Annotated in this window: 10 protein-coding genes; 7 read left to right on the top strand and 3 right to left on the bottom strand. The window is 73.6% G+C overall.

Going from position 1 to position 24903, the window contains the following annotated elements:
• Positions 1 to 102 precede the first annotated feature (102 nt).
• Entirely contained in the window at positions 103 to 14403 is a 14301-nt protein-coding gene (locus tag ACIOGX_RS01660; RefSeq protein WP_401909306.1) for an amino acid adenylation domain-containing protein, read from the top strand.
• On the top strand, positions 14400 to 14609 hold the full coding sequence (locus ACIOGX_RS01655; RefSeq protein WP_356631317.1) for an MbtH family protein: 210 nt from the start codon (positions 14400 to 14402) through the stop codon (positions 14607 to 14609). Before ACIOGX_RS01660 ends, ACIOGX_RS01655 begins: the two co-directional genes overlap by 4 nt.
• A gap of 165 nt (positions 14610 to 14774) precedes the next feature.
• Here the strand turns inward: ACIOGX_RS01655 and ACIOGX_RS01650 are convergent, their stop codons facing one another.
• Both ACIOGX_RS01650 and ACIOGX_RS01645 read right to left on the bottom strand, forming a co-directional pair.
• Entirely contained in the window at positions 14775 to 16637 is a 1863-nt protein-coding gene (locus ACIOGX_RS01650; RefSeq protein WP_401909303.1) for an ABC transporter ATP-binding protein, read from the bottom strand.
• Positions 16634 to 18346 (bottom strand): ABC transporter ATP-binding protein, encoded by a 1713-nt coding sequence (locus ACIOGX_RS01645; RefSeq protein WP_401758762.1) that lies wholly within the window; start codon positions 18344 to 18346, stop codon positions 16634 to 16636. Before ACIOGX_RS01645 ends, ACIOGX_RS01650 begins: the two co-directional genes overlap by 4 nt.
• A gap of 264 nt (positions 18347 to 18610) precedes the next feature.
• Here ACIOGX_RS01645 and ACIOGX_RS01640 point away from each other — a divergent pair, with 264 nt between their 5' ends.
• The 5 genes from ACIOGX_RS01640 to ACIOGX_RS01620 all read left to right on the top strand — a co-directional run bounded on the left by ACIOGX_RS01640 (position 18611) and on the right by ACIOGX_RS01620 (position 23920).
• A complete protein-coding gene (locus tag ACIOGX_RS01640) occupies positions 18611 to 19678 on the top strand; it encodes a FecCD family ABC transporter permease (protein WP_401909299.1) in 1068 nt (355 codons plus the stop codon).
• On the top strand, positions 19675 to 20778 hold the full coding sequence (locus ACIOGX_RS01635) for a FecCD family ABC transporter permease (RefSeq protein ID WP_401909296.1): 1104 nt from the start codon (positions 19675 to 19677) through the stop codon (positions 20776 to 20778). Before ACIOGX_RS01640 ends, ACIOGX_RS01635 begins: the two co-directional genes overlap by 4 nt.
• Complete coding sequence (locus ACIOGX_RS01630) at positions 20775 to 21656, top strand: ABC transporter ATP-binding protein (protein ID WP_356518768.1); 882 nt, start codon at positions 20775 to 20777, stop codon at positions 21654 to 21656. The genes ACIOGX_RS01635 and ACIOGX_RS01630 overlap by 4 nt, the downstream gene beginning before the upstream one ends.
• A 20-nt stretch (positions 21657 to 21676) precedes the next feature.
• Entirely contained in the window at positions 21677 to 23257 is a 1581-nt protein-coding gene (locus ACIOGX_RS01625) for an amidohydrolase (RefSeq protein ID WP_401910500.1), read from the top strand.
• Between the two features lie 207 nt (positions 23258 to 23464).
• The gene (locus ACIOGX_RS01620) at positions 23465 to 23920 is read left to right on the top strand and encodes a GNAT family N-acetyltransferase (protein WP_356518767.1); all 456 of its coding nucleotides are present in this window, start codon (positions 23465 to 23467) and stop codon (positions 23918 to 23920) included.
• A gap of 82 nt (positions 23921 to 24002) precedes the next feature.
• Here the strand turns inward: ACIOGX_RS01620 and argB are convergent, their stop codons facing one another.
• Positions 24003 to 24902 carry an acetylglutamate kinase gene (gene argB / locus ACIOGX_RS01615; RefSeq protein ID WP_401909293.1) on the bottom strand — a complete coding sequence of 300 codons (900 nt, stop codon included), beginning with the start codon at positions 24900 to 24902 and terminating at the stop codon, positions 24003 to 24005.
• Position 24903 lies beyond the last annotated feature (1 nt).

The raw sequence follows: 24903 nt of genomic DNA, 5'->3' as shown, positions 1-24903 counted from the left end.
GTCCAACGGGGTCCCGTCCGTCCGCGCCCGGCAGGAGCGCGGACGGACGGGACCCGCGACACACCTCACTGACGTACCACCAGGGAAAGGCCCTTTCGAACGATGTTTGACGTCGAGTCGGACCGGACATCCGCTTCCGGCATACCCGTCACGGGTGGGCAGTCCGGTATCTGGCTTGCCCAGCAGATCGACCCGGACAGCTCCGCCTACAACATCGTTTTCGCTCTGGACCTGCGAGGCCGCGTCGACCTCGACCGTCTGGCCGCCTCCGTCCGGCAGGCCGTCGGGGAAGCCGGGAGCCTGCACGTGCGGGTCGGCGCCGGGGACGGCGGACCGCGGCAGACGCCCGCTCCCGTCCCCTTCGACGTCCCCGTCGTCGACCTGCGCGGAGCCCCGGACCCCGAGCGGGCCGCCGCCGACTGGATGGACGCCGAGCGGGATCGCCCGGCCGATCCGGCCGGGGGCGCCCTCTTCGCCCAGGCACTGCTGCGCCTGACGGACGACCACGTCACCTGGTACCAGCGCTACCATCACATCGTCAACGACGGCATGGGCGTCGCGCTCATCACGCGCCGGGCGGGGGAGATCTACAGCGACGGCGACCGGGCCGCCGCCCCCGGCGACTGGCGGATCTCCCGTCTGGTCGAGGCGGACCTGGCCTACCGCGCCTCGGACCGCCATCAGGAGGACCGCGCCTACTGGCTGGCCCGCATGGCCGAACGCCCCGAGCCCGTACGCCTCGTGGAACGCGCCCCGGCGCTCATGACGCGACGGCTGCGACGCACGTCGGAACTGTCCGCCGCGGACGTCCAGTCGCTGTACGCCGCCGCCGAGCGGGCCGGCACCCGCGTCTCCCGCCTGCTCATCGCGGCCGTGGCCGCCTACCTGCACCGGGTCAGCGGCGAGCGGGACCTCGTCCTCGGCCTGCCGATCGCCGCCCGCCAGGACGCCGTGTCGGCCGGCGTCCCCGGCATGGTGTCCAACATCGTCCCGCTGCGGCTCTCCGTCCGTCCGGACACGACCGGCACCGAACTTCTGGCCGCTGTACGCGACGCGGTCACCGAGGCGGTGGACCACGGGCGTTACCGCGCCGAGGACCTCGCCAGGGAACTGGGCCTGGCCGACGGCGTGCCCGAACTCGTCGGCCCGACGGTCAACGTCCTGCCCCGCGGCGACGACCTGCGGTTCTCCGACCACGAGAGCGAACTCGAACCGGTCTGGGTCGGCCCCGTCAGCGACCTGGCCCTCAGCTTCGTCGAGACCCGCAGGGGACTCGGTCTCCGCGTCCACATCGACGCCGACGCGGACATGTGCGACGAGGACACCCTGCGCGCCCACGAGCGCCGCTTCCTGGCGCTGCTGGCCGACCTGGCCGAGGACCTGGACCGCCCCGTCGGCCGCATCGAGCTGACCTCCGGCGCGGAACGCGCCCGGCTCCTCGACGACTTCGGCGTGTCACCGCGCGAGACGGCCGAGCTCTCCTGGCCCGCCGCGTTCGAGCGCCAAGTCCGCCGCGCCCCGGACTCCGTCGCCCTCGTCTGCGAGGACCGGGAGCTGACCTACACCGAACTGAACGCGGCGGCCAACCGGCTGGCCCGCCTCCTCGCCGCCCGCGGCGTGGGCGCCGAGGACGTCGTCGCCGTGGCCATGCCGCGTTCCCCCGAACTCGTGGTGTCGCTGCTCGCGGTCATGAAGGCGGGGGCCGCCTATCTGCCGCTGGACGTCGACCACCCGCAGGACCGCGTCCGCTACATGCTGGACGACGCCGGGGCACGCACCGTCATCACCACCCGTGAGGTGTCCGGCGTCCTCCCGAAGACCCCCGGCGTCGGCCACCTGCTGCTCGACGACCCGTCCGTGGCCTCCGCGTGCGCCGCCCTCGACGCCACGGACCCGCGCGTGCCGCTCACCCTGGACCGGGCCGCGTACGTCATCTACACCTCGGGCTCCACCGGCCGGCCCAAGGGCGTCGTCGTCTCCCACGACGGCGTCGGCAGCCTCGTCGCCACCGCCACCGACCGCATCGGCATCACGTCCGACAGCCGCGTCGTCCAGTTCGCCTCCGCCGGTTTCGACGTGACGGTCTGGGACCTGATCATGTCCCTGTGCGTGGGCGGCCGTGTCATCGTCGTCCCCACCGAGCGGCGCGTCGCCGGACCCGCCCTCACGGACTACATCGCACACCATCGCGCCACCCATATGATCCTGCCGCCGTCCCTCGTCTCGGCCCTGCCGCAGGACTGCGAGCTGCCCGACGGCGCCGTGCTGATCGTCGGCACCGAAGCCGTGCCCAGCGAGCTGATCGGCCGCTGGTCCGGCCGGCTCCGGGTGGTCGTCGCGTACGGCCTCACCGAAGCCACCGTCAACTCCACCCTGTGGACCGCCACCCCGGACAGGCCGGGACCCGCTCCCATCGGCGAGCCCGACCCCAACACCCGTGCCTACGTGCTCGACTCCGCGCTCCGCTGCGTACCGGTCGGCGCCGTCGGTGAGCTGTACGTCGCCGGACGCGGCCTCGCCCGCGGCTACCTGGGCAGGCCGGGGCTCACCTCGGAACGCTTCGTCGCCGACCCGTACGCGGCCGAGCCCGGCGCGCGCATGTACCGGACGGGCGACCGCGTCCGCTGGGCCGCCGACGGCAACCTGGAGTTCCTGGGCCGCGCCGACGGACAGATCAAGATACGCGGCCACCGCATCGAGCCCGGCGAGATCGAGAGCGCCTTCATGGCCTGCCCCGGCATCGCCCAGGCCGCCGTCCTCGTCCGCGAGGACCACCGGAGCGCCAAGCGGCTCGTCGCCTACCTCGTGGCCGAGGCGGGTACGGACGCGGACGCCTCCGTGGCGGACGCGCGCGCCCGGATCGCCGGAGCGCTGCCCGACCACATGGTCCCCTCCGCCGTCGTACGCCTCGACGGGCCGCTGCCGCTGACGCCCAACGGCAAGCTCGACAGCCGCGCCCTGCCCGAGCCCCGGTGGACCGCGACGGCCGGCGGCGACGCGCCCACCACCCCCGCCGAGACCACGCTCGCCGCGCTGTTCGCCGAGGTGCTCGGACTGCCGTCGGCCGGCGTCCACGACAGCTTCTTCGAGCTGGGCGGCGACAGCATCGTCGCGATCCAGCTCGTCAACCGCGCCCGCGACGCCGGACTCGTGATCACCCCACGCGAGGTGTTCCGGCAGCGGACCGTGGCGGCGCTCGCCAGGACGGCGGGCCTGTCCGGCGCGGACGGGGCGCCGGCGGCCGGGACGGCCGTACGGGCCGTCCCCCTCGACGAGGACGCCCTGCCCGTCTCCCCGCTCCAGGAAGGCTTCTTCTTCCACGCGGAGTTCGACCCGGAGGCCGGCGATCTGTACGTCGTCCAGGAACTCCTCGACCTCGCGGGCACCGTCGACCCGGACCGGCTGCGCCGGTCCCTCCAATTGCTGCTCGACCGGCACCCGCTGCTGCGCGCCTCGTTCCGCCAGCTCCCGGGCGGCGACGTGGTCCAGCGCATCCCCGGCCACGCGGCCCTTCCGTGGCGCGAGGCGGACACCGCCGACACCGCGCTGGAGGACCTGCTGCGCCAGGACCGTGCCGAGCGGTTCGACCTCGCCCGGCCGCCCCTGCTGCGGGCCACCCTGATCCGGGACGGGCAGCGTCGGCGGCTCCTGCTCACCCTGCACCACATCATCGCCGACGGCTGGTCCGTCTCCGTCCTGCTGCGTGAACTCACCGCCGTCCACCGGGGCGAGGCCCTGCCCGAGCCGTCCGCCCCCGGGCCGTATCTGTCCTGGCTGGCCGGCCGGGACCGCGACGCCGCCCGCGACGCCTGGCGGCGGGCTCTGGCCGGTCTGGACGGCGCCACCCGGCTGACCGCCTCCGCTGCCGCCTCCGCCTCTGCCGCCTCCGCTCCCGCCTCCTCCGTCGCGACGGGCGACGAGCAGGCGGCACCCGCCGCCGGATCCGAGCACGTGGACGTCCGGCTGCCCGAGTCGCTCACCGCCGACCTGACCGCCTTCTCCCGCGGCCACGGCCTCACCCTCAGCACCGTCGTGCACGGCGCCTGGGCCCTGCTGCTCGGCGGCCTGACCGGCGGCCAGGACATCGTGTTCGGCACCACCGTCTCCGGACGCACCACCGAGGTCGAGGGCCTGGACTCGGCCGTGGGCCTGTTCATCAACACGGTGCCGGCCCGCGTCACCCTGCGCGCGGGGGAGTCGCCCGTCGACCTGCTGCGGCGCGTCCAGGACGAGCACGCGGCCCTCCTCGACCACCAGCACCTCGGGCTCGCCGAGATCCAGCGGATCGCGGGCGGCGGGGAACTCTTCGACACGCTCGTCGTGTTCGAGAACTTCCCGGCCGGTGACCTGTCCACCGGACAGGACGAGGACGCGTTGCGCGTCACCGGCGCCGAGGTGTTCGACGCCGTGCACTACCCGCTCGCGCTGATCGTCGAGCCCGGCACCCATCTGTCCCTGCGGTTCACGTACGACGCGGTCCGGCTCGACCAGCTGTCCGTGGCGGTGATCGCCCGCCGGTTCGAGGCGCTGCTGCGGGCACTCCTGTCCGACCCCGCCCGCCCGGTCGCCCGCGTGGGGCTGCTGTCCGGCCGGGAGCGTGAGCGCCTGACCGCGCTGAACGCCACGGCGCACCCGCTGCCCGCCGCGGACGCCACCCTCGCCTCGCTCTTCGCCGCACAGGTGGAACGGACCCCGCACGCCCCGGCCGTCGTCTTCGAGGACACCACCCTGACCTACGCCGAACTGGACCGGCGCGCGGAGGCACTCGCCCGGCGGCTGCGGGCACGCGGCGCGGGCCCGGAGCGGTTCGTCGCGGTCGCGGTGCCCCGCTCCGCGGAGCTGATGGTCGCGCTGCTCGGCGTGCACAAGGCGGGCGCCGCCTACCTGCCCGTGGACCTCGACTACCCCGCCGACCGGGTGGCGTTCATGCTCGCCGACTCCGGGGCCCGGACCGTCGTGACCACCGGCGACGCGGCCGGGCGACTGCCCGGCGTGCCCGGTCTCGGACACCTCGTCGTGGACCACGACGAGGAGGTCCCCGACACCTCCGACACGCCCGGCACCCCCGGCGCGCACGCGGGACCCGACCACCCCGCGTACCTGATCTACACCTCCGGATCCACCGGGCGCCCCAAGGGCGTCACCGTCACCCACCGGGCGATCGTCAACCGCCTCGGCTGGATGCAGGGCGCGTACGGACTCACCGCCGACGACCGGGTGCTCCAGAAGACCCCGTCCAGCTTCGACGTGTCCGTCTGGGAGTTCTTCTGGGCCCTGGTCGAGGGCGCGACCGTCGTCCTCGCCCGGCCCGACGGCCATCGCGACCCCGCGTACCTCGCCGAGCTGATCCACGCCCGGCGGATCACGACGGCGCACTTCGTACCGTCGATGCTGGCCGCGTTCGTCCAGGCGATGGACGCCGCCGCCGACGCCCCGGACTGGACGGCGAGCCTGCGCCGGGTGTTCTGCAGCGGCGAGGCCCTCACCGGACCGGACGCCCGCCGCTGGCGGGAGCTGACGGCCCGGCACGGCCATGGCCCGGTACCGCTGCACAACCTGTACGGCCCCACCGAGGCGGCCGTCGACGTCACGTACTTCCCGTACGAGGGCGGCACCGAGCCCGCCGTGCCCATCGGCCGGCCCGTGTGGAACACTCGGCTGTACGTGCTCGACGCCTTCCTGCGCCCCGTCCCGGACGGCGTGCCCGGCGAGCTGTACCTGGCCGGCGCCCAGTTGGCGCGCGGCTACCACGACCGCCATGGCCTGACCGCCGAGCGGTTCGTCGCCGACCCGTTCGGCGGGCCGGGCGAGCGGATGTACCGGACCGGCGACCTGGTCCGGCGCCGCGCCGACGGCGCCGTCGAGTACCTGGGGCGCACCGACCGGCAGGTGAAGATCCGCGGCAATCGTGTCGAGCCGGGCGAGATCGAAGCCGCCCTGGCCGCCCTGCCGGGTGTCGCCCGCTCCGCCGTCATCGTCCGTGACGGGGTGCTTCTGGGCTACGCCGTACCGGCCCCCGGCGCCGCCCCGGACGCCGAAGCCCTCCACCGGGCGCTCGCCGAGGCACTGCCCGCGGCGATGGTGCCGACGGCCGTCGTGGTCGTCGGGGAACTGCCGCTGACCCCCAGCGGCAAGCTCGACCAGATCGCCCTGCCCTCGCCGTCCGTCGTTCCGGGGGCCGGTGGCCGGGCGCCCCGGGGCGAGCGCGAACGCGCCCTGTGCGAGATCTTCACCGACGTCCTCGGCCTGGCCGGGATCGGTGCCGACGACGACTTCTTCATGCTCGGCGGCGACAGCCTCACCTCGATCGCCGTCGCCACCGGGGCCCGTGAAAGGGGACTGACCATCAGCCCGCGCGATGTGTTCGAGCACCGCACGCCCGCCGCGCTCGCCGCGGCTGTCGCGAGCGCGCCCGCGGAGCCCGCTCCCGCCGGCCCGAGCGGTACCGGCGCGCCCACCGGCGCCGTGACCGTGTCCGCCGCCGAGGCCGGGCAGGCCGCCGCCGCCCTCCAGGCCGTGCTCGCCCAGCAGCAGCGGTCCGGGGCAGGGGCCGACCCGGCCCTGAAGGCGCTCCTGGACCAGCTGACCGCCGGCGTACCGACGGAGCCCGAGGCCCCCGCCCCGCTGGGCGGGCTGGAGTTGTCCCCGGAGGAGAACGCCCGCGTCGAGGCCGTCGCCGGGCTGCCGGTCGCCGACATCTGGCCGCTCTCCCCGCTCCAGGAGGGCATGTACTTCCACGCCACCTACGACGCGGGAGACGCGCTCGACGTCTACCTGTCACAGGAGACCCTGGACTTCGACCACCGCCTGGACATCGACCGGCTGCGCGCCGCCTGCCGGGCTCTCCTGGAGCGCAACGCCAGCCTGCGCGCCGGATTCACCAGCGACGGCCCGCCCCGGCCCGTGCAGTTCATCGTGGACGGTGCCGAGATCCCGCTGGTGGAGACCGACCTCTCCGGACTGCCCGCGGAGGAGCGGCGCGCCCGCGTGGACGAGCTGCTCGCCGCCGACCGCCGCGAGCGCTTCGATCTGTCGGCGCCGCCGCTCTGCCGCCTCCAGCTGATCCGGCTCGACGACGGCCGTGACCGGCTCGTCGTCACCCACCACCTCATCCTGTGGGACGGCTGGTCCGCGTGGCTGTTCCTGGAGGAACTCTTCACGCTCTACGAGCGGGCCGGCGACACCACGGGCCTGCCCGCCCCCGGCTCCTACCGCGACTACCTGGCGTGGCTCGACGACCAGGACACGAGCCGGGCCGCCGGCGCGTGGCGCGGCGCGCTCGGCGGTCTCGACGAGCCGACCCTCGTCGCCCCGACGGGCCGCGACGCGGATCCGGTCATCCCGGCCGACTTCGACGCGGTGCTGACACGCGAGACCAGCGACCGGCTGCGCGCCCTGGCCCGGCAGTACGGCCTCACCCTGAACACGGTGCTCAACGCCGCCTGGGGGCTGGTCCTCTCCGCGATGACCGGCCGCGACGACGTCGTCTTCGGCACGGCGGTCGCCGGACGGCCCGCGGACGTGCCGAACGTCGCCGGCATCATCGGCATGTTCCTCAACACCGTCCCGGCACGGATCGGGTTCGCGCCGGACGAGCCACTGCTCGACCTGCTGCGGCGCATGCAGTCCGAGCGGGCCGCGGTCATGCCGTACGAGTACGTCGGACTCGGCACGATCCAGCAGGAGACCGGCCACCGCCGCCTGTTCGACACGCTGTTCGTGCTCCGTTCCGCCGACGGCGAGGACCGGGCGGCGGCGCTCCGGCAGCGCCACGGCATCACCGACGTGTCGAACGTGGACGGCACCCACTTCCCGCTCACCCTCATCGTCACGCCCGAGACCCGGCTGCGGGTGACCCTGGCGGCCCGGCCCGACCTGTTCGGCGCGGAGGCCGCGACCACGATCCTCGGACGGTTCACGACCGTCCTCGAACGGCTCGGGGAGAGCCTCGCCGCCCCGGACGCCGCCTCCGCCCGTACCGTCGGCGTGGACCTGCTGCTGCCGCCGGAGCGCGCCGCCCTGGCGGCCGAGTGGGCCGGCAGCCGGGAGCCCGTGCCGAACGAGACCGTCGCCGACATGCTGGCGGCCCAGGTCGCCCGTACCCCGGACGCCGTGGCGCTGGTCTTCGGCGAGCGCGCCCTCACGTACGCCGAACTGGACGCGCGCGTCAACCGGTTCGCCCGCCTGCTCCTTGCCCGGGGCGCGGGACCCGAGAAGGTCGTGGCGCTGGCGCTGCCCCGGTCGATCGACATGGTGGCCGCGCTGTTCGCCGTCCTGCGCACCGGCGCCGCGTACCTGCCGCTGGACCTGGACCACCCGGCCGACCGGCTGCGGCTGATGATCGAGGACACCGGCCCCCTGTGCCTCGTCTCCACCACGGCGGTCGCCCCGGCCCTCCGCGGTGACACCGGGGCGGCGGCTCCCGAACTCCTCCTGGACGACGCGGCCGTGGCCGCCGAACTGGCGGCCCTGCCCGGCGGGGAGATCGCGGACGACGAGCGGCGCGCGTTCGCCCACGACGTGCGGGACCGGCTGGAACACCCGGCGTACGTCATCTACACCTCCGGCTCCACCGGCCGTCCCAAGGGCGTCGTCACCCCCTACCGGGGACTGACCAACATGCAGCTCAACCACCAGAAGGAGATCTTCGACCCGGCCATCGCCTCGGCCGGCGGGCGGCGCCTGCGCATCGCGCACACGGTGTCCTTCGCCTTCGACATGTCCTGGGAGGAACTGCTCTGGCTCGTCGAGGGCCACGAGGTGCACGTCTGCGACGAGGATCTGCGCCGCGACGCCGAGGCGCTGGTCGCCTACTGCGACCGGCACCAGGTCGACGTGGTCAACGTGACCCCCACCTACGCCCAGCTCCTCATCGAGGAGGGCCTCCTCGACCGGGACGACACGGCCGGCAAGCACCGCCCCGCTCTCGTCCTCCTCGGCGGCGAGGCCGTCTCCGACACCGTGTGGACGAAGCTCCGCCGGACCGACGGCACCTACGGCTACAACCTGTACGGGCCGACCGAATACACCATCAACACCCTCGGCGGCTCGACGACGGACAGCGCCACCCCCACGGTCGGCCTGCCCATCCGCAACACCCGCGCCTACGTCCTGGACGCCATGCTGCGCCCGGTTCCGCCGGGCGGCCCCGGCGAGCTGTACATCGCCGGCACCGGTCTGGCCCGTGGCTACCACGACCGTCCCGCTCTGAGCGCCGAGCGGTTCGTCGCGGACCCGTTCGGCGATCCGGGCGAGCGGATGTACCGCACGGGCGACCTCGTACGGCAGCGCCCCGACGGACTGCTCGACTTCCTGGGCCGTACCGACGACCAGGTGAAGATCCGCGGCTACCGGATCGAACTGGGCGAGATCTCCACGGCCCTGTCCTCGCACCCCGAGGTCGCCCACGCGGCGGTCGTCGTGAACGAGAGCACCGGCACGAAGCGCCTGGTCGGCTACTTCGCGCCGGAGGACGGCACGGAGCCGGGGGAGCACCTGCTCCAGCGGCTGCGCGACCACCTGAAGGCGGGGCTGCCCGACTACATGGTCCCGTCCGCGCTCGTCCCCGTGGACACGCTGCCGCTCACCGTCAACGGCAAGCTGGACGTACGGGCCCTGCCCGCCCCGGACTTCGCCGCGACGGGCACGAGCCGCGATCCCCGCACGCCGCGCGAGGAGACGCTGTGCGCCCTCTTCGCGGAGGTGCTCGGCCTGCCCGAGGGCAGCGTCGGCATCGACAGCGACTTCTTCGAGCTGGGCGGCCACTCCCTGCTGGCCACCCGTCTCGTGAGCCGCGCCCGCACCGCGCTCGACGCCGAACTCGCGATCCGCGACCTGTTCGAGGCGCCCACCGTCGCCGAACTGGTCGAGCGCGCGGCCCGCTCCGCGGCCCCGGCACGCCCGGCCCTGACCGCCGGTGAGCGGCCCGGCGTGCTGCCCCTCTCGTACGCCCAGCAGCGGCTGTGGGTCATCCAGCAGATCGAGTGCGCCTCCGCCGCGTACAACTTCCCGCTGGTCATGCGGGTGCGCGGCGACCTCGACATCGAAGCGTGGGGCGCGGCGCTCGCCGATGTGACGGCCCGCCACGAGGCCCTGCGGACGGTGTTCGTGGAGCCCGACGGCCAGGTGATCCAGCACGTACTGCCCGCCGACGAGGCACGGCCCGTCGTGGAGCGGCTGCGCGCCACCGAGGACGAGGTTCCCGCGCTCGTCGACGCGGCCGTCAACCGGCCGTTCGACCTGGCCGCCGAACCGCCGTTGCGCACCACGATCCTGGAGCTGACACCGCGGGACCATGTCGTCGTCCTGCTGCTGCACCACATCACCACCGACGAGTGGTCGGACCGCCCGTTCCTCCGCGACCTCGCCACCGCCTACGCGGCCCGCGTCTCCGGCGCGGCACCGCGGTGGGAGCCGCTGCCCGTCCAGTACGCCGACTACGCGCTGTGGCAGCAGCGCCTGCTCGGCGACCCGGCGGACGCGGCCGGTCTGGCGGCCCGGCAGCTGGAGTACTGGCGTACGACGCTGGAGGGCGCCCCCGAGGAGCTGGAACTGCCCACGGACCGGCCGCGCCCGGCGCGGCCGGCGTTCTCCGGCGCCGAGTTGGACCTCGCGTTCGACACCGATGTCCACGAGGGGCTCAAGCGGCTCGCCCGTGAGACCGGCGCCAGCATGTTCATGGTGGCGCACGCCGCCGTGGCCGCCCTGCTGTACCGCATGGGCGCCGGTACGGACATCCCCCTCGGCTCGCCCATCGCGGGACGCGGCGACGAAGCGCTGGACGACCTGGTCGGCTTCTTCGTCAACACGCTCGTGCTGCGCACGGACCTGAGCGGCGACCCGAGCTTCACCGAACTGCTGGCCCGGGTGCGGGAGACCGACCTGGCCGCGTTCTCGCACGCGGACGTGCCGTTCGAGTCGGTCGTGGAGAAGCTCAACCCGACGCGCTCGCTGTCCCGGAACCCGCTGTTCCAGGTGATGGTCGGCTACCACGCCCGCACGGGCGACGGACTGGAACTGCCCGGCCTCCGGGCGGACTACATGCCGTTCCGTGTCCGCTCGGCCAAGTTCGACCTCGTGTTCAGCTTCACCGAGCACACCCCGGCCGACGGGGGAGCGGGCTCCCTGGGCTGCCGCCTCGAATACGCCACCGAGCTGTTCGACCACGAGACCGCCGCACGCTTCGGCGATCGCCTGCTGGCGCTCGTCGCGGCCCTCGTCGCCGCACCCGGGCGGCCCGTCTCGCGGGCGGAGATCCTCGCCGACGACGAGCGGCGGATGGTCCTGGAGGGCTTCAACGCCACGGCCCGCGAGGTCGAGGAGGAGTCGTTCCCCGCACTGTTCGCACGGCGCCTCGCCGAGCGCCCCGACGCGGTCGCCGTCGTCGACCGCGCCCGCTCCGTGACATACGCGCGGCTCGACGCCCGCGCCGACCGCGTGGCCCGGCTGCTGGCCGCGCGCGGCGTGGGCCCCGGGAGCGTGGTCGGCGTGGCCGTGCCCCGCTCGGTCGACATGGTCGCCACGGTGCTCGCCGCGATGAAGCTGGGCGCCGCGTTCCTGCCGCTCGACCTGATCCACCCCGCCGACCGCCTGACGTACATGATCGAGGACTCGCGGGCGGCGCTCGTGGTCGGCACCGAGCCGGTCGCGGGCAAGATCCCGGACGTGGCGGGCGTGCCGGTGGTGCTGCTCGACGAGCCCGCGGTGGCCGCCGAACTGGCCGCCCTGCCCGAGACCCCGGTCGAGGGCGGGCGGATCGGCCTGGACCAGGCCGCGTACGTCATCTACACGTCCGGTTCGACCGGCCGCCCCAAGGGCGTGGTCGTCCCGCACGAGGGCATCGCCAGTCTCGTCGCCACCGCGGTCGACCGGATGGGGCTCGAACGCGACAGCCATGTCCTTCAGTTCGCCTCGATCGGCTTCGACGTCTTCGCCTTCGAGCTGTCCATGGCGCTGTGCCGGGGAGGCCGGCTCGTTCTCATCACCGACGAGGCGCGGGTCGCCGGCCCCGCGCTCACCGACTTCCTCGCGGACCAGCGGATCACCCACATGATCCTTCCGCCGTCCCTCGTGTCGGCCCTGCCGCCGGGATGCGAGCTGCCCGAGGGGTCGACCGTCCTGGTCGGTACGGAGACGGTGCCGCCGGACCTGTTCGAGCGGTTCGGCGACACGGCCCACCTGATCTGCGCGTACGGGCTCACCGAGGCGACCGTCAACTCCACGCTGTGGCCCGCGCGCGAGCACGGCGGACGCCCGTCCGGCCGCGTGCCCATCGGCCGGCCCGACCCCAACACCCGCTGCTACGTCCTGGACGAGAACCTGCGGCCGGTCCCGCCGGGTGTCACGGGCGAGCTGTACGTCTCCGGACGCGGCCTCGCGCGCGGCTACCTCGGCAAGGCCGCCCTCACGTCGGAGAGGTTCGTCGCCGACCCGTACGGCCCGCCCGGCGGCCGGATGTACCGCACCGGCGACCGCGCCCGCTGGCGCCCGGACGGCAACCTCGACTTCCTCGGGCGCGTCGACACCCAGGTCAAGGTCCGCGGCTTCCGTATCGAGCTGGGTGAGATCGAGGCGGCCCTCGCCGGACACCCCTCGGTCGCGCAGGCCGCCGTGGTGCCCGACCGCGACGGCGACATCGTCCGGCTCGTCGGCTACGCCGTACCGGACACCGGCGCGCTGGACCCGCGCGAACTGCGCGCCCATCTGGCCGGAGTGCTGCCCGAGTACATGGTCCCGGCGCTCGTCGTCCCCCTGGACGGCCCGCTGCCGCTGACCCCCAACGGCAAGCTGGACCACAAGGCGCTGCCCGCGCCGGACTGGACCGCGATGACCGGCGGCGCGCTCCCGGCCACCGAGGCGCAGGCCAGGCTCGCCGGGCTGTTCCGCGAGATCCTCAAGCTGGAGAAGGTCGGCATCCACGACAACTTCTTCGCGCTGGGCGGCCACTCCATGGCGTCGATGCGGCTCCTGGCCCGGATCCGCGCCGAGTTCGGGGCCGAGCTGAGCATCCGGGACGTCTTCGACGCGCTGACCGTCGCCGGTCTCGAGAGCAAGCTGAAGGACGCGTCGACGGCCCGCCCGGCACTGCGCCCGGCGCGGGAACGCAGGCAGCCGCAGGCGGCCGCCCCGGTCCAGCGCTGGCAGTGGGACGCCCACCGCCGTGCCGCGCGCTTCGACCACGCGCTCGTCCTGCGCTCGTCCGGCGGTCTGGACGCGGAGGCGCTGTCCGCCGCGCTGGCCGATGTGACCGCTCGTCACGAACCGCTCCGCACGGCGTTCACGGAACGGGACGGCGCGCTGTACCACCGGGCCGCCGAGCCCCCGGTCCTGGAGCGGGAGGAGTGCGACGACCTGGAGGCCCGCCTGACGGAACTGGCGGCCGGGGCGCCGGACCCGGTCCGCGGGGCACCCCTCGCGGCGCACCTGCTGACGGCGGCCACGGGAGAGCAGGCCCTGCTGCTGACCATGCACTACCTGGCGGTGGACGAGTGGTCCGTCGTCCCGCTCTTCCGCGACCTGACGGCCGCGTACGCGGCCCGTGCGGAAGGCCGGGCGCCCGAGTGGCACCCACTGCCGGTCTCGTACGCGGACTACGCCCAGTGGGCCGGTGAGATCCTGGGCGACCTGGACGATCCGGACAGCAGGGGCGGCCGGCAGCTCGCCTACTGGCGGGAGACGTTGAAGGACGTACCCGCCGAGCTCGCTCTCCCGGCGGACGGCCCGCGCTCCTCCTCGCCCGGCGCCGGCCAGGTGGGCTTCGTCCTCGACGAGCGGACGCACGCGGCCGTGGACGAGCTGGCCCGCGCCACCGGCACCAGCATGTTCATGGTTCTGCACTCCGCCCTGGCGGCGCTGCTCACCGCCCGCGGCGCGGGCACGGACCTGCCCATCGGCACGATGGTCGCCGGCCGCACGGACGATCAACTGGCCGACCTGGTCGGCTGCTGCTTCAACACGGTCGTGCTGCGCACCGACGTGGCGGGCGACCCGACGTTCCTGGAACTGCTGTCCCGCGTACGGGAGACCACGCTCAGCGCTCTCGACCGGCAGGACGTCCCGTTCGAGGAGGTCGTACGGGCGACCGGACTGCCTCCGGAGGGCCCGCGGGTGATGGTGATCCATCACGAGCAGGCGGACCTGGAACGGCTGGAAGGCGGCGTCGGCTCCCTCGACGCCGTACCGACCGGTGCGACCCGCGCCCGGCTGACCCTCAGCTTCTACGAGCCTCAGGGTGACGGCCCCGTGCACTGCGCCCTGATCCACGCCACCGACCTGCTCGGCACCGCCGAGGCACGACGACTCGCCGACGAACTCCAGGGGCTGCTGCGTACCGTGGCAGCCGACCCTCAGCAGCCGCTCTCGGAGCTGTTCACCGCCCTGTCGACAAGGAGTGACACCGCATGACCACCAACCCGTTCGAGGACCCGCAGGGCCGCTTCCTGGTCCTGGTCAACGACGAGAACCAGCACTCGCTGTGGCCGTCCTTCGCGGAGGTTCCCGCCGGGTGGCGGACCGCCTTCGGCGAGGACACGCGCGAGGCCTGCCTCGCGTACGTCGAGGAGCACTGGACGGACCTGCGCCCGGCGAGCCTCGTCGCTCAGCAGGGCTGACCCGCACCGCACGGCCGGACGCCGCCACCCATGGAGAACCCTCTCCATGGGCGGCGGCGTTTCCGCGCGTGGCCGGTCCGCGGTCCGCGCGGCCCTCCGACAGCACGAGGCTCCCGCCCGGATGTGCCGGGCGGGAGCCTCGCGGGAGGTGAATCGGGGGAGACTCTAGGCCGGCAGGGCCGGTTCCTGGTCCGGTTCCCGGCGGCTGTCGGACCACGCCGACCAGAGCTCGGCGTAGCGGCCGCCCGCCGCGACGAGTTCGTCGTGGGTGCCCGTCTCGACGACGCGGCCCTCGTTCAGGACGACGACGCGGTCCGCGGTCGCCGCCTGGGGAAGGCGGTGGGCGACCATCACGCCCGTACGGCCCTCCAGCGCGCGCAGGGCGGCCGTTTCCAGCACACGGGCGCCCGCGCTGCCCGCGTCGGCGGTGGCCTCGTCCAGGATCGCGATGGGCGGATCGGCGAGCACGAGCCGGGCGAGGGCGAGTTGCTGGGCCTGGGTCACCGTGAGGCGGTGGCCGCCCTCGCCCACGACCGTTGCCAGGCCCTCGGGCAGCGCGTCCGCCCAGTCCAGCGCGTCGACGCGGGCCAGCGCGGCGCGCAGCTCCTCGTCCGTCGCCTCGGGCCGGGCCAGCCGCAGGTCCTCGGAGAGCGGGCCGGCGAAGACATGGACCTCCTGGCTGATCAGCGTGACGGACTGCCGGATCCCGGCGGGGCCCAGCTCCCGGGAGTCCACGCCGCCCAGGGAGATCGCGCCCGTCTCCGGGGTGTGGACGCCCGCGATCAGCTTCGCGAGCGTGGTCTTTCCGGCGCCGCTGGCACCGACCAGGGCCACGCGTTCGCCGTCCCGCACCTCCAGGTCCACCGCGCGCAGCACCGGGTGGCCGTCCACGTACGCGTGGCCGAGGTCCACCACCTTGACCGAGCCGTCCACCGGCGCGGCGGCCCGGCCGTCGGGCTCCCGTTCGGCGGGGAGGCTCGACACGCCGACGAGACGGGCGAGGCTCGCCCCGGCGGACTGGGCGTCGTCGATGAGGAAGAGCGCCGCGTTGATCGGGTTGAACAGGCCGTGGAAGTAGAGCGCCGCCGCGGTCGCCGTACCGATGCTCGCCGAGCCGCTGTCGACGAGGAGGAATCCGGTGACGAGGATCGACGTCATGCCCAGGAACTCGGCGATGTTCAGCCGGGAGAAGAAGCCCGAGACGAGGCGCATGCCCCGCGCCGCCAGGTCGACGGCCGCCTGCGACCGCTGCTCCAGCAGATCCGCGTGACGCCCGTTCAGACGGAACGCCCGTACCGTACGCACCCCGCCGACGCTGTCGAGCAGCTGGTGCTGGAGGGCGCCGGTCGCCACCCGGTGCGCGGCGTAGACGCGCGCGGCGCGCGGGATGTACCAGCGCACCGTGAGGACATGGACCGGGACGGACACCAGCACCGCGAGCAGGAAGCGCCAGTCGAGGACGGCGAGACCCCCCAGCGTCAGCACGATGGTGAGGAAGGCGCTGATGAACTCCGGCAGCGCCTGCCGTACCGCCCTCGCGATCAGGGTGACATCACCGGTGACCCGTGACGTCAGGTCGCCGGAACCGGCCCGTTCCACCCGTTCCAGCGGCAGTCGCAGCGCCCGCGCGATGAACCGTTCCCGCAGGTCCGCGAGGACCGTCTCGCCGAGCCTGGCGACGAGGGACTTGCCGATGGCGGTCGCGACGGCCCTGGCGACGGCGACGGCCAGGAGGAGCACCATCGGTACGGTCAGCGCGCTCGCGCCGCGCTCGTCCACGACCAGGTCCACGATGTGTCCGAGCAGCGGCGCGGTCAGCAGCCCGGTGCCCGTGCCGATGACCAGTACGGTCACCGCGCCCACCGTCAGCGACCGGTGCCGGCGCAGCAGTCCGCGGACGACGGCGAGGGTCCGGGCGCCGGTGGCGGTGGGCAGGAGTTCGCGTTCCGCCGTGCCGGGTCCGCTCATCGTCCGTCCCTCGTCCTTCTCGTCCGGGTCCCGCGGGTCTCTGTCCTGAGGGGTCGTCATGCCAGCACCGCCGAGCGGTACGTCTCGTGGGCGCCGGCCAGCTCGGGGTGGCTGCCCCGGGCGGCCACCCTGCCGTCGTCGAGCATGAACACGACGTCGGTTCCGGCGAGCAGGGCGGGGCTGGTGGTGACCAGGACCGTGGTGCGGCCCCCGCGCAGGTCCCGCAGCCGGGCCGCGATGCGGGCCTCGGTGACCGTGTCGACGGCGGTGGTCGGGTCGTGGACGACGAGGACCGGCGGGTCGGCGGCCAGGGCCCGCGCCAGGGCCACCCGCTGGCGCTGGCCGCCGGACAGCGAACGGCCCCGTTCGGTGAGGACGGTGTCCACCCCGTCGGGCAGGGCTCGGGCGACGTCGTCCGCCGCCGAGGCGGCCAGCGCCGCGTTCATGTCCGCCCCCTCGGTGTCCGATCCGGCCCGTACGTTGGCGAGGAGACTGTCCTCGAACAGGTCGGCGTCGTGGTGGGCGACCAGGATCGTGCGCCGTACGTCGCCGGGATCGAGGTCGGTCAGGGGTACGCCGTCGAGTTCGACGGTCCCCTCGGCGGGGTCGAGTTCGCGGCCCAGACAGAGCAGCAGATCGTTCGCGGCGGCCGGGTCACGGGTGACCACACCGACGAGGCTGCCGGGGGCGATGTCGAGGTCGACGCCGCGCAGCGCGCCCTGGGTGACGCCGCGCAGCCGCAGCCGCCCGGCGACCGGCTCGGGGAGCGCGGACTTCCCGGCCACGACCGCCGGAGGCGACGCGAGGATTTCGGCGATCCGGTCGGCCGAGGCGCGGCCCTGGGCGAACTCCCCGTTGACGAAGGTGAGGAGCTGGAAGGGACCGAGGAGGTACTGGGCGAGACCGACGGCCGCCACCAGGTCACCCACGCTGATGGTGCCCCGCATCGCCAGATGGGCGCCGACGAGCCCGATGACCGCGATGAAGATGCCCGTCAGGGCGAGGATCGCGCCGTCGTGCCAGGCCCGGCTGCCGGCCGCCCGCAGCGCGGCGGACAGCGAGCCGCGGCTCGTCTTCCGGTACCGGGAGACCGCGGCCGATTCGGCGCCGATCCCCTTCAGTACGCGCAGGCCGGTGACCAGGTCGGCGGCGACCCCGGACGCGTGGGCGGCGTGCTCCTGTTCGGCCTCGCTGCGCCGTTCGAGCGGGCGGCTGATGAGATGGCCGATCCACAGCAGCGGCGGGACGCCGAGCAGGACGAGCAGGCCGAGCGGCACGGAGATACGGAGCAGCGCCACCGCGCTGATGGCCAGCCCGGCGAGTGCGGACAGCGCGTACGGCAGTGCGGAGGCGACGGAGCCGACGCGCCGGGCGTCGCCGGTCGCGACGGCGGTGAGCGCGCCGGGCAGCCGGCCGGAGTCGGCCCCGCCCCGCGGATCGAGCACGCGGGCGGCGAGGTCCAGCCGGATCCGGTGCGCGGCGCCTTCGCCCGCGCCTTCGGTGAGCCGTGCGGAGTTCCGGTAGCACGTGGAAAGCACGAGGAAGAGACCGGCGAGCACCAGCAGCCAGCGCAGGAGGGCGCCGGAGGAACCGGTCGCCACCGCCTCGTCGATGACCAGGCCGATGACCACGGGGACGAGGGCCTCGCACGCCTGGTGCGTCATGCCGAGGACGGATGCTCCGACGACAGGGCGGCGCTGGTCGGCGAGCGCTCTCCGGAGGACCAGGCCCCCCGTTGGTCCTCCAGCGGGTGGTCCTCCAGCGGGCATGCGCGGCCTCCACAAGAACAGAGCAGGATAGTTAGGTAAGCCTACCTTAATCGTAGGCCGGGCCAAGGGTGTGCGTCCGGGACCGGCGATGGTCCACGGGGGCGGGTATCGGCGCAGGCGGAGCCGTCGCGTTGACCCCGTCACGGCCGTACGGTTAGGCTCACCTAAGTTTCATCGTTCGTACGTCATATCGCTTGCGGCACCCCCATGTTCAACGCTTCGCGCGCTGCGTGGGGCTCGAAAGCGCCGCCAGGGGAGTGGTCCTTGTCTGTCGAAGTCCGGGCGGCGTCCGGAAGCGAGACCGGTGGTCCCGTCGTGCCCGCGGCACGTCCGGCCACGGTGGCCCTGCGCGGGCTCGGGCTGCTCGTGACGCTCGGCGCGCTCGTCCTGGTCTCGCTGATCAGCGTCTGGGTGGGCACCAGAGGGATTCCGTTCGCGTCGACATGGGGCCTGCTGTGGAGCCCTGACGGATCGGAAGCCTCCGTCATCGTCCACGACTACCGCATCCCCCGCACCCTCCTCGGCGTCGTCGTCGGAGTGGCCCTCGGACTGTCCGGCGCCCTGATGCAGGCCCTGACACGCAACCCGCTCGCCGACCCGGGACTCCTCGGAGTGAACCTGGGCGCCTCCGCGGGCGTCGTCGTGGCCATCGCGTTCATGGGCGTGGCCGCGCCGCTCGGCTATGTGTGGTTCGCCCTCGCCGGGGCGGCCGTGGCGTCCGTGGGCGTGCATCTCCTCGGCTCCTCCGGACGGAAACTGGCCACCCCCGACCGGCTCGTCGTCGCGGGAGCGGCGGTGACCGCCGTGCTGTACGCCTTCAACTGGGGCGTGCTGCTCTTCGACCCGGAGGCGTTCGACCAGTTCCGCTTCTGGACGGTGGGCTCTCTCGCGGGCCGGTACTACGACATCGTGTTCCTCGTCCTGCCGTTCGTCGCCACCGGTACGATCGTCGCCTTCCTCCTGGCCCCGTCCCTCAACGCCCTCGCGATGGGCGACCAGTTGGGGCGTGCCCTGGGCGTGAACGTCGGCCGCACCCGCGTGCTGGCGGCGGTCGCCGTGATGCTGCTGTGCGGCGCCGCCACCGCCGCCGTGGGACCGATCAGCTTCGTGGGCCTGGCCGTTCCGCATGTCGCCCGGTTCCTCTCCGGAACCGACCAGCGCTGGGTGCTCGCGTACTCGATGCTGCTCGCACCGGTCCTGCTCATCGGCTCGGACGTGCTGGGCCGTGTGCTCGGCGCCCCGGGCGAGGTGCAGGTCGGCATCGTCACCGCGTTCATCGGCGCGCCCCTGTTCATCGCGCTGTGCCGCCGTCGAAAGCTGGTCATGCTGTGAGTGCCGTGGAGGAGGCGGAAACCTCCGTGCCCGGATCCGCCGACACCCCCGCCCCCCGCGTCGTCAGCGGCCGGGTCCTGCGCACCGGAGCGGGCGGCGTCTCGCTGCGCGTCCAGGGCCGTGTGGTCGCCGTGACCGCCCTGCTGCTCCTCGCGCTGATCGCCGTCATGGGGGTCACCCTGACCACCGGCGACTTCCCGCTCTCCGTCACAGAGGTCCTCCAGGCCCTGACCGGAAGCGGATCCGACGCCGCGGGCTTCGTCGTCAACACCCTGCGCATGCCGCGCATCCTGACCGCGGTGTTCGTCGGCGCGGCCCTCGCGGTGAGCGGGGCGATCCTCCAGAGTCTCACCCGCAACTCCCTCGGCAGCCCCGACATCATCGGCTTCACCAACGGCTCCGCCGTGGGCGCGCTCGTCGTCATCATCGTGCTGCACGGCAGCATGACCCAGATCGCGTTCGGCGCGCTGATCGGCGGTCTCGCCACGGCGCTCGCCGTCAACCTCCTCATGGTCGGCCGGGGTCTGCAGGGGTTCCGGCTGGTCGTCATCGGCATCGGCGTCAGCGCCCTGCTGCTCGCCGTCAACTCGTACCTGGTCACCCGGGCGACCTTCCAGGAGGCGCTGGAGGCCCAGGCCTGGCTGATCGGCAGTCTGGGGAACCGGCTGTGGACGCACGCGAACGCCATCGGGCTCGCCCTCGCCGTGCTGCTGCCGCCCGCCTTCCTGCTCTCCCGCCGTCTCACCATGGTGGAGATGGGCGACACCACCGCCATGGCGCTCGGCGTCGACGTGCGGCGCACCCGCACGGTCCTCCTCGTCATCAGCGTCGCCCTCGCCGCGTTCGCCACCGCCGTCACCGGCCCCATCTGGTTCATCGCCCTGGCCGCGCCCCAGGTGGTCCGCAGACTCACCGGGTCGTCCGGGCCCGCGCTGCTGCCGTCCGCCCTCATGGGCGCCTTCCTGCTCGCCCTGAGCGACCTCGTCGTGCAGCGGGTCTTCGCACCCGCGCTCCTTCCGGTGGGCACGGCGACCGGCGCCATCGGCGGGCTCTACCTCATCTGGCTGCTGATCACCGAGTCGCGAAAGAGCCGCGCATGACTGCAACGAACTCCCCGCGGCCCCGGCTGCGCGCCGAGGACCTCACGCTCTCCTACGACCAGCGGACGGTCGCCACGTCCCTGAGCGTCGACATCCCCGACCACTCCTTCACGGTGATCATCGGGCCCAACGCCTGCGGCAAGTCGACACTGCTCACGGCGCTGGCGCGGATGCTCAAGCCCAAGGCCGGGCAGGTTTATCTCGACGGCGCCGCCATCGCCTCGTACCGCTCCCGCGAGGTCGCCCGCCGCCTCGGCCTGCTCCCGCAGTCCTCCAGCGCGCCGGGCGGGATCACGGCCGGCGATCTCGTGGCCCGCGGCCGGTACCCGCACCAGCGGCTGCTGAAGCAGTGGTCCGTCGAGGACGAGGAGGCCGTCACCGAGGCGATGCGGCAGACCGGCGTACTCGAACTCGCCGACCGGCCCGTGGACGACCTCTCCGGCGGACAGCGGCAGCGCGTCTGGCTGTCCATGGTGCTGGCCCAGCAGACCTCCATCCTTCTGCTGGACGAACCCACCACCTTCCTCGACATCGCCCACCAGGTCGAGGTGCTCGACCTGTGCGCCGAGCTCCACGCCCGCAAGGGCCACACCGTCGTCGCGGTCCTGCACGACCTCAACCAGGCGTGCCGCTACGCCACTCACCTCATCGTGATGCGGCCGGGCGGGGTCATCGCCGCCGAGGGAGACCCCGCCACCGTCATGACCGCCGAGCTGGTCGAGGACGTGTTCGGCCTGCCCTGCCGCATCATCGCCGACCCCGAGACCGGCACCCCGCTGATGGTTCCGGCCGCCCCCAGGCGGTACGTGCCGGAGGACGGCGGCGCGGCCGTCGTCCCGGACCCGGCCACCGACTCCGTGCTCGCCGAAACCTCCTGAGGACGGACGGACCGCCCATGATGCTCTGTACGAGGCTGACGAACGCGCACATCCTCACGATGGATCCGGAGCATCCGGTCGCTCACGACCTGGGCATCTGGCGGGGGCGGATCGCGGGCCTGGACGAGGCCGTCAGCTCACTGCCCGCCCGTGAGGTGATCGACCTCCAGGGCGCCACCGTCCTGCCGGGGTTCATCGACAGCCATGTCCACCTGGCGTGGACGGGGCTCAAGGCCAGCTCCCCGAGCATCGCCGGCCTCGCACGCGTCGAGGACGTCCTCGCCGTCGTGGAGGAGGCCGTCTCCCGCGAGCACACCCCCGGTGAGTGGGTGCACCTCGGCGGATACGACCAACGAGCCCTCGGACGGCACCTGACCGCGGCGGATCTCGACCGGGTCAGCCACGGCCGGCGGGTGTTCGTGATGCACGACTCCGGCCACGCCTGCGTGGTCAACAGCGCCGTGCTCGATCTGCTGCCCGCCGAAGTCCCCCATGACAACGGCGTTCTGGTGGAAGGCGCGATGAGCGCCGTACGGCGCCTGCGCCTGCCGTACTCCCAGCGGGAGCTCGCCGACGCCATCGAGTACGCCGCGCGCGCCTGTCTCGCCGAAGGCATCACGGGCTGCGCCGAGGCCGGCATCGGCGCCGGCCTGCTGGGGCACAGCCCCGTCGAGCTCGGCGCCTACCAACTCCTGCGCGACCAGGGCCGGCTGCCCCTGCGGATCCAGCTCATGCCGGGCGCCGACACGCTGCGGCCGATCGACGCGCACGAGCACGACGGCATCCCGCGCGCGCTCGACCTCGGCCTGCGCACGGGGTTCGGCGACGACTGGCTGTCCATCGGCGCTCTCAAGATCTACACCGACGGCGGCATGATGGCCCGTACGGCCGCCCTCACGGCGCCGTACGAGGGGACGACACACACGGGCCAGCTCCAGGACGACCCGGAGCGCCTCACCTCCCTCATCGTCGACGGCCACCTGGCGGGCTGGCAGCTCGCCGTCCACGCGATCGGCGACCGGGCCGCGGACCTCGCCCTGGACGCCCTGGAGCGGGCCCGGACGCTGCGGCCCCGCACCGACGCGCGCCACCGGGTCGAGCACGCCGGGCTCATACGGCCCGACCAACTGCCCCGCTTCGCCCGGCTCGGACTCAGCGCCGTGATCCAGCCCAACTTCCTGCGCCACTTCGGCGACGACTACGCGACGGTCATGGGCGCGGAGCGTGCGCCCTGGATGTATCGCGGCCGGGCCTTCCTCGACCACGGCATCACGCTCGTCGGCAGCTCCGACCGGCCCGTCACCGACGGATCACCGCTGAAGGCCATTCAGTTCATGGTCGAGCGTGCCTCGCTCTCGGGGCGGCTCATCGGGCCCGACGAGGCGATCACCGTCGACGAGGCGCTGCACGCCTACACGGTCGCCGGGGCGTACGCCTCGCGGTGGGACGACAGCGCCGGCAGCCTCACGCCCGGCAAGCGCGCCGACTTCGTCGTCCTGGGCGACGATCCGCGTCGCGTCGAGCCCTCCAGGATCGGCGGCATCGAGGTCGTCGCGACCTTCGTCGACGGACGCGAGGCGACGGAGGCACGGACACGGTGAGCGCGTCGGCCGCGACTTGGCCGTGAGCTTAGGTAAGGCTAACCTTAGCTTGACTGTGCTTCACTGACGCGGGCCCGCGCACCACATGGGGGCCTCACGCGGTGAAGCCGAGGAAGGAACGCCTTGATCACGGCCAGGCCGCGCCCCGCACCGCAGCTGTCCGACACGCCCCACCCGATATCCCCGCCCTCTCCATCTGTCTGTTCGGTGCGTCCCGCCCGCCCCCGGGACGCCGCGGCGCTCGCCGCTCTCTCCGAGCCGTTCGTCCGCTCGGGCGCACTGCGTGCCAGGCCGTCCCAGGTCTACGCCTGGCACGCCACGGATTTCCTGGTGGCCGAGGCGCCTGACGGGTCGTTGGCGGGCTGCCTGGCGCTCCGTGTCCACCCGGAACCGACGCGCGACGGGCGGGTGAGCGGCGTTCTGTACAACTTCTGTGTCGCGCACGGCAGTCAGGGCAGTGGCCTGGGGGCACAGCTCCTGACCGCCGCCCTCGCCGAGGGGGGTTCGCGGGCGCTCGACGCGCTGTTCACCGCGACGACCGGAAGCGGCCGTCTCTTCCTCCACCACGGCTTCGCCCCGGTCTCCCCTCGTCTTGCCCCGGAGACCTGGGCGCGTTCGCTGGATCCGCGGCGCGGCGCCACGGTCCTCGCCCGCGTCCTGTGACCACGCCCCGGCGCGGGGGCGGCACAACGGCGGGGAGGGTCCGGGCCGGATGGCCCGAGCCCTCCCCGCCGGTCCCGCGGACCTACACCTGGACCTCCGCGTCCGGGACGACCGTCGTGCCCGTGCCCTCCTCGGAGAAGACACCGCGCAGCAGTGCGTGCGGCACCCGGCCGTCCAGTACATGGGCTCTGCGGACCCCGGCACGTACCGCCCGCAGGCATCCCTCCATCTTCGGGAGCATGCCGCTCGCGAGCCCCGGGAGCAGCGCGTCCAGTTCACCGGCGGTGAGCCGGCCGATCACCTCGGTGCTGTGCGGCCAGTCCGCGTACAGTCCCTCGACATCGGTCAGTACCACCAGTCGCTCAGCTCCGAGCGCGGCGGCGAGCGCCGACGCCGCGAGATCGGCGTTGATGTTGTAGACCTCCCCGTCCGTGCCCCGGGCGATGGGGGAGACGACGGGGATGCGGCCCGCCTCGAGCAGTGTGCGCAGGGTGCCGGGGTCCACGGACACCACCTCTCCGACGAGGCCGATGTCGACCGTGCGTCCGTCCACCCGCGCCGGGCGCCGTACGGCGGTCATGGTGTGCGCGTCCTCGCCCGACATGCCCACGGCGTAGGGGCCATGGGCGTTGAGGGCGCCGACCAGATCCCGCTGGACCCGGCCGGTCAGGACCATGCGGGCCACGTCCATGGTCTCGGGCGTGGTCACTCGCAGCCCCGCCTCGAAACGGACCTCCAGACCGAGGCGGTCGAGCATCGCGCTGATCTGGGGTCCGCCGCCGTGTACGACGACCGGGCACAGCCCCGCGCGCCGCAGCTCCACGACGTCCTGCGCGAACGTCCGGTGAAGCGCGGTGTCCACCATGGCGTTACCGCCGAATTTGATGACCACGGTGCGGCCCCGGAGGTCCTTGAGCCACGGTGGATCCGCTGTGACCAGGCCGGCGGCGGTCTCGGGCCGGCTGAAAGGGAGTGATCTCATC

The sequence above is a fragment of the Streptomyces sp. NPDC088147 genome (assembly GCF_044741565.1).
Classification (GTDB): Bacteria; Actinomycetota; Actinomycetes; order Streptomycetales; family Streptomycetaceae; genus Streptomyces.
The sequence above is the reverse complement of the archived record's forward strand: the minus strand, read 5'-3'. Positions and strand labels throughout refer to the sequence as shown.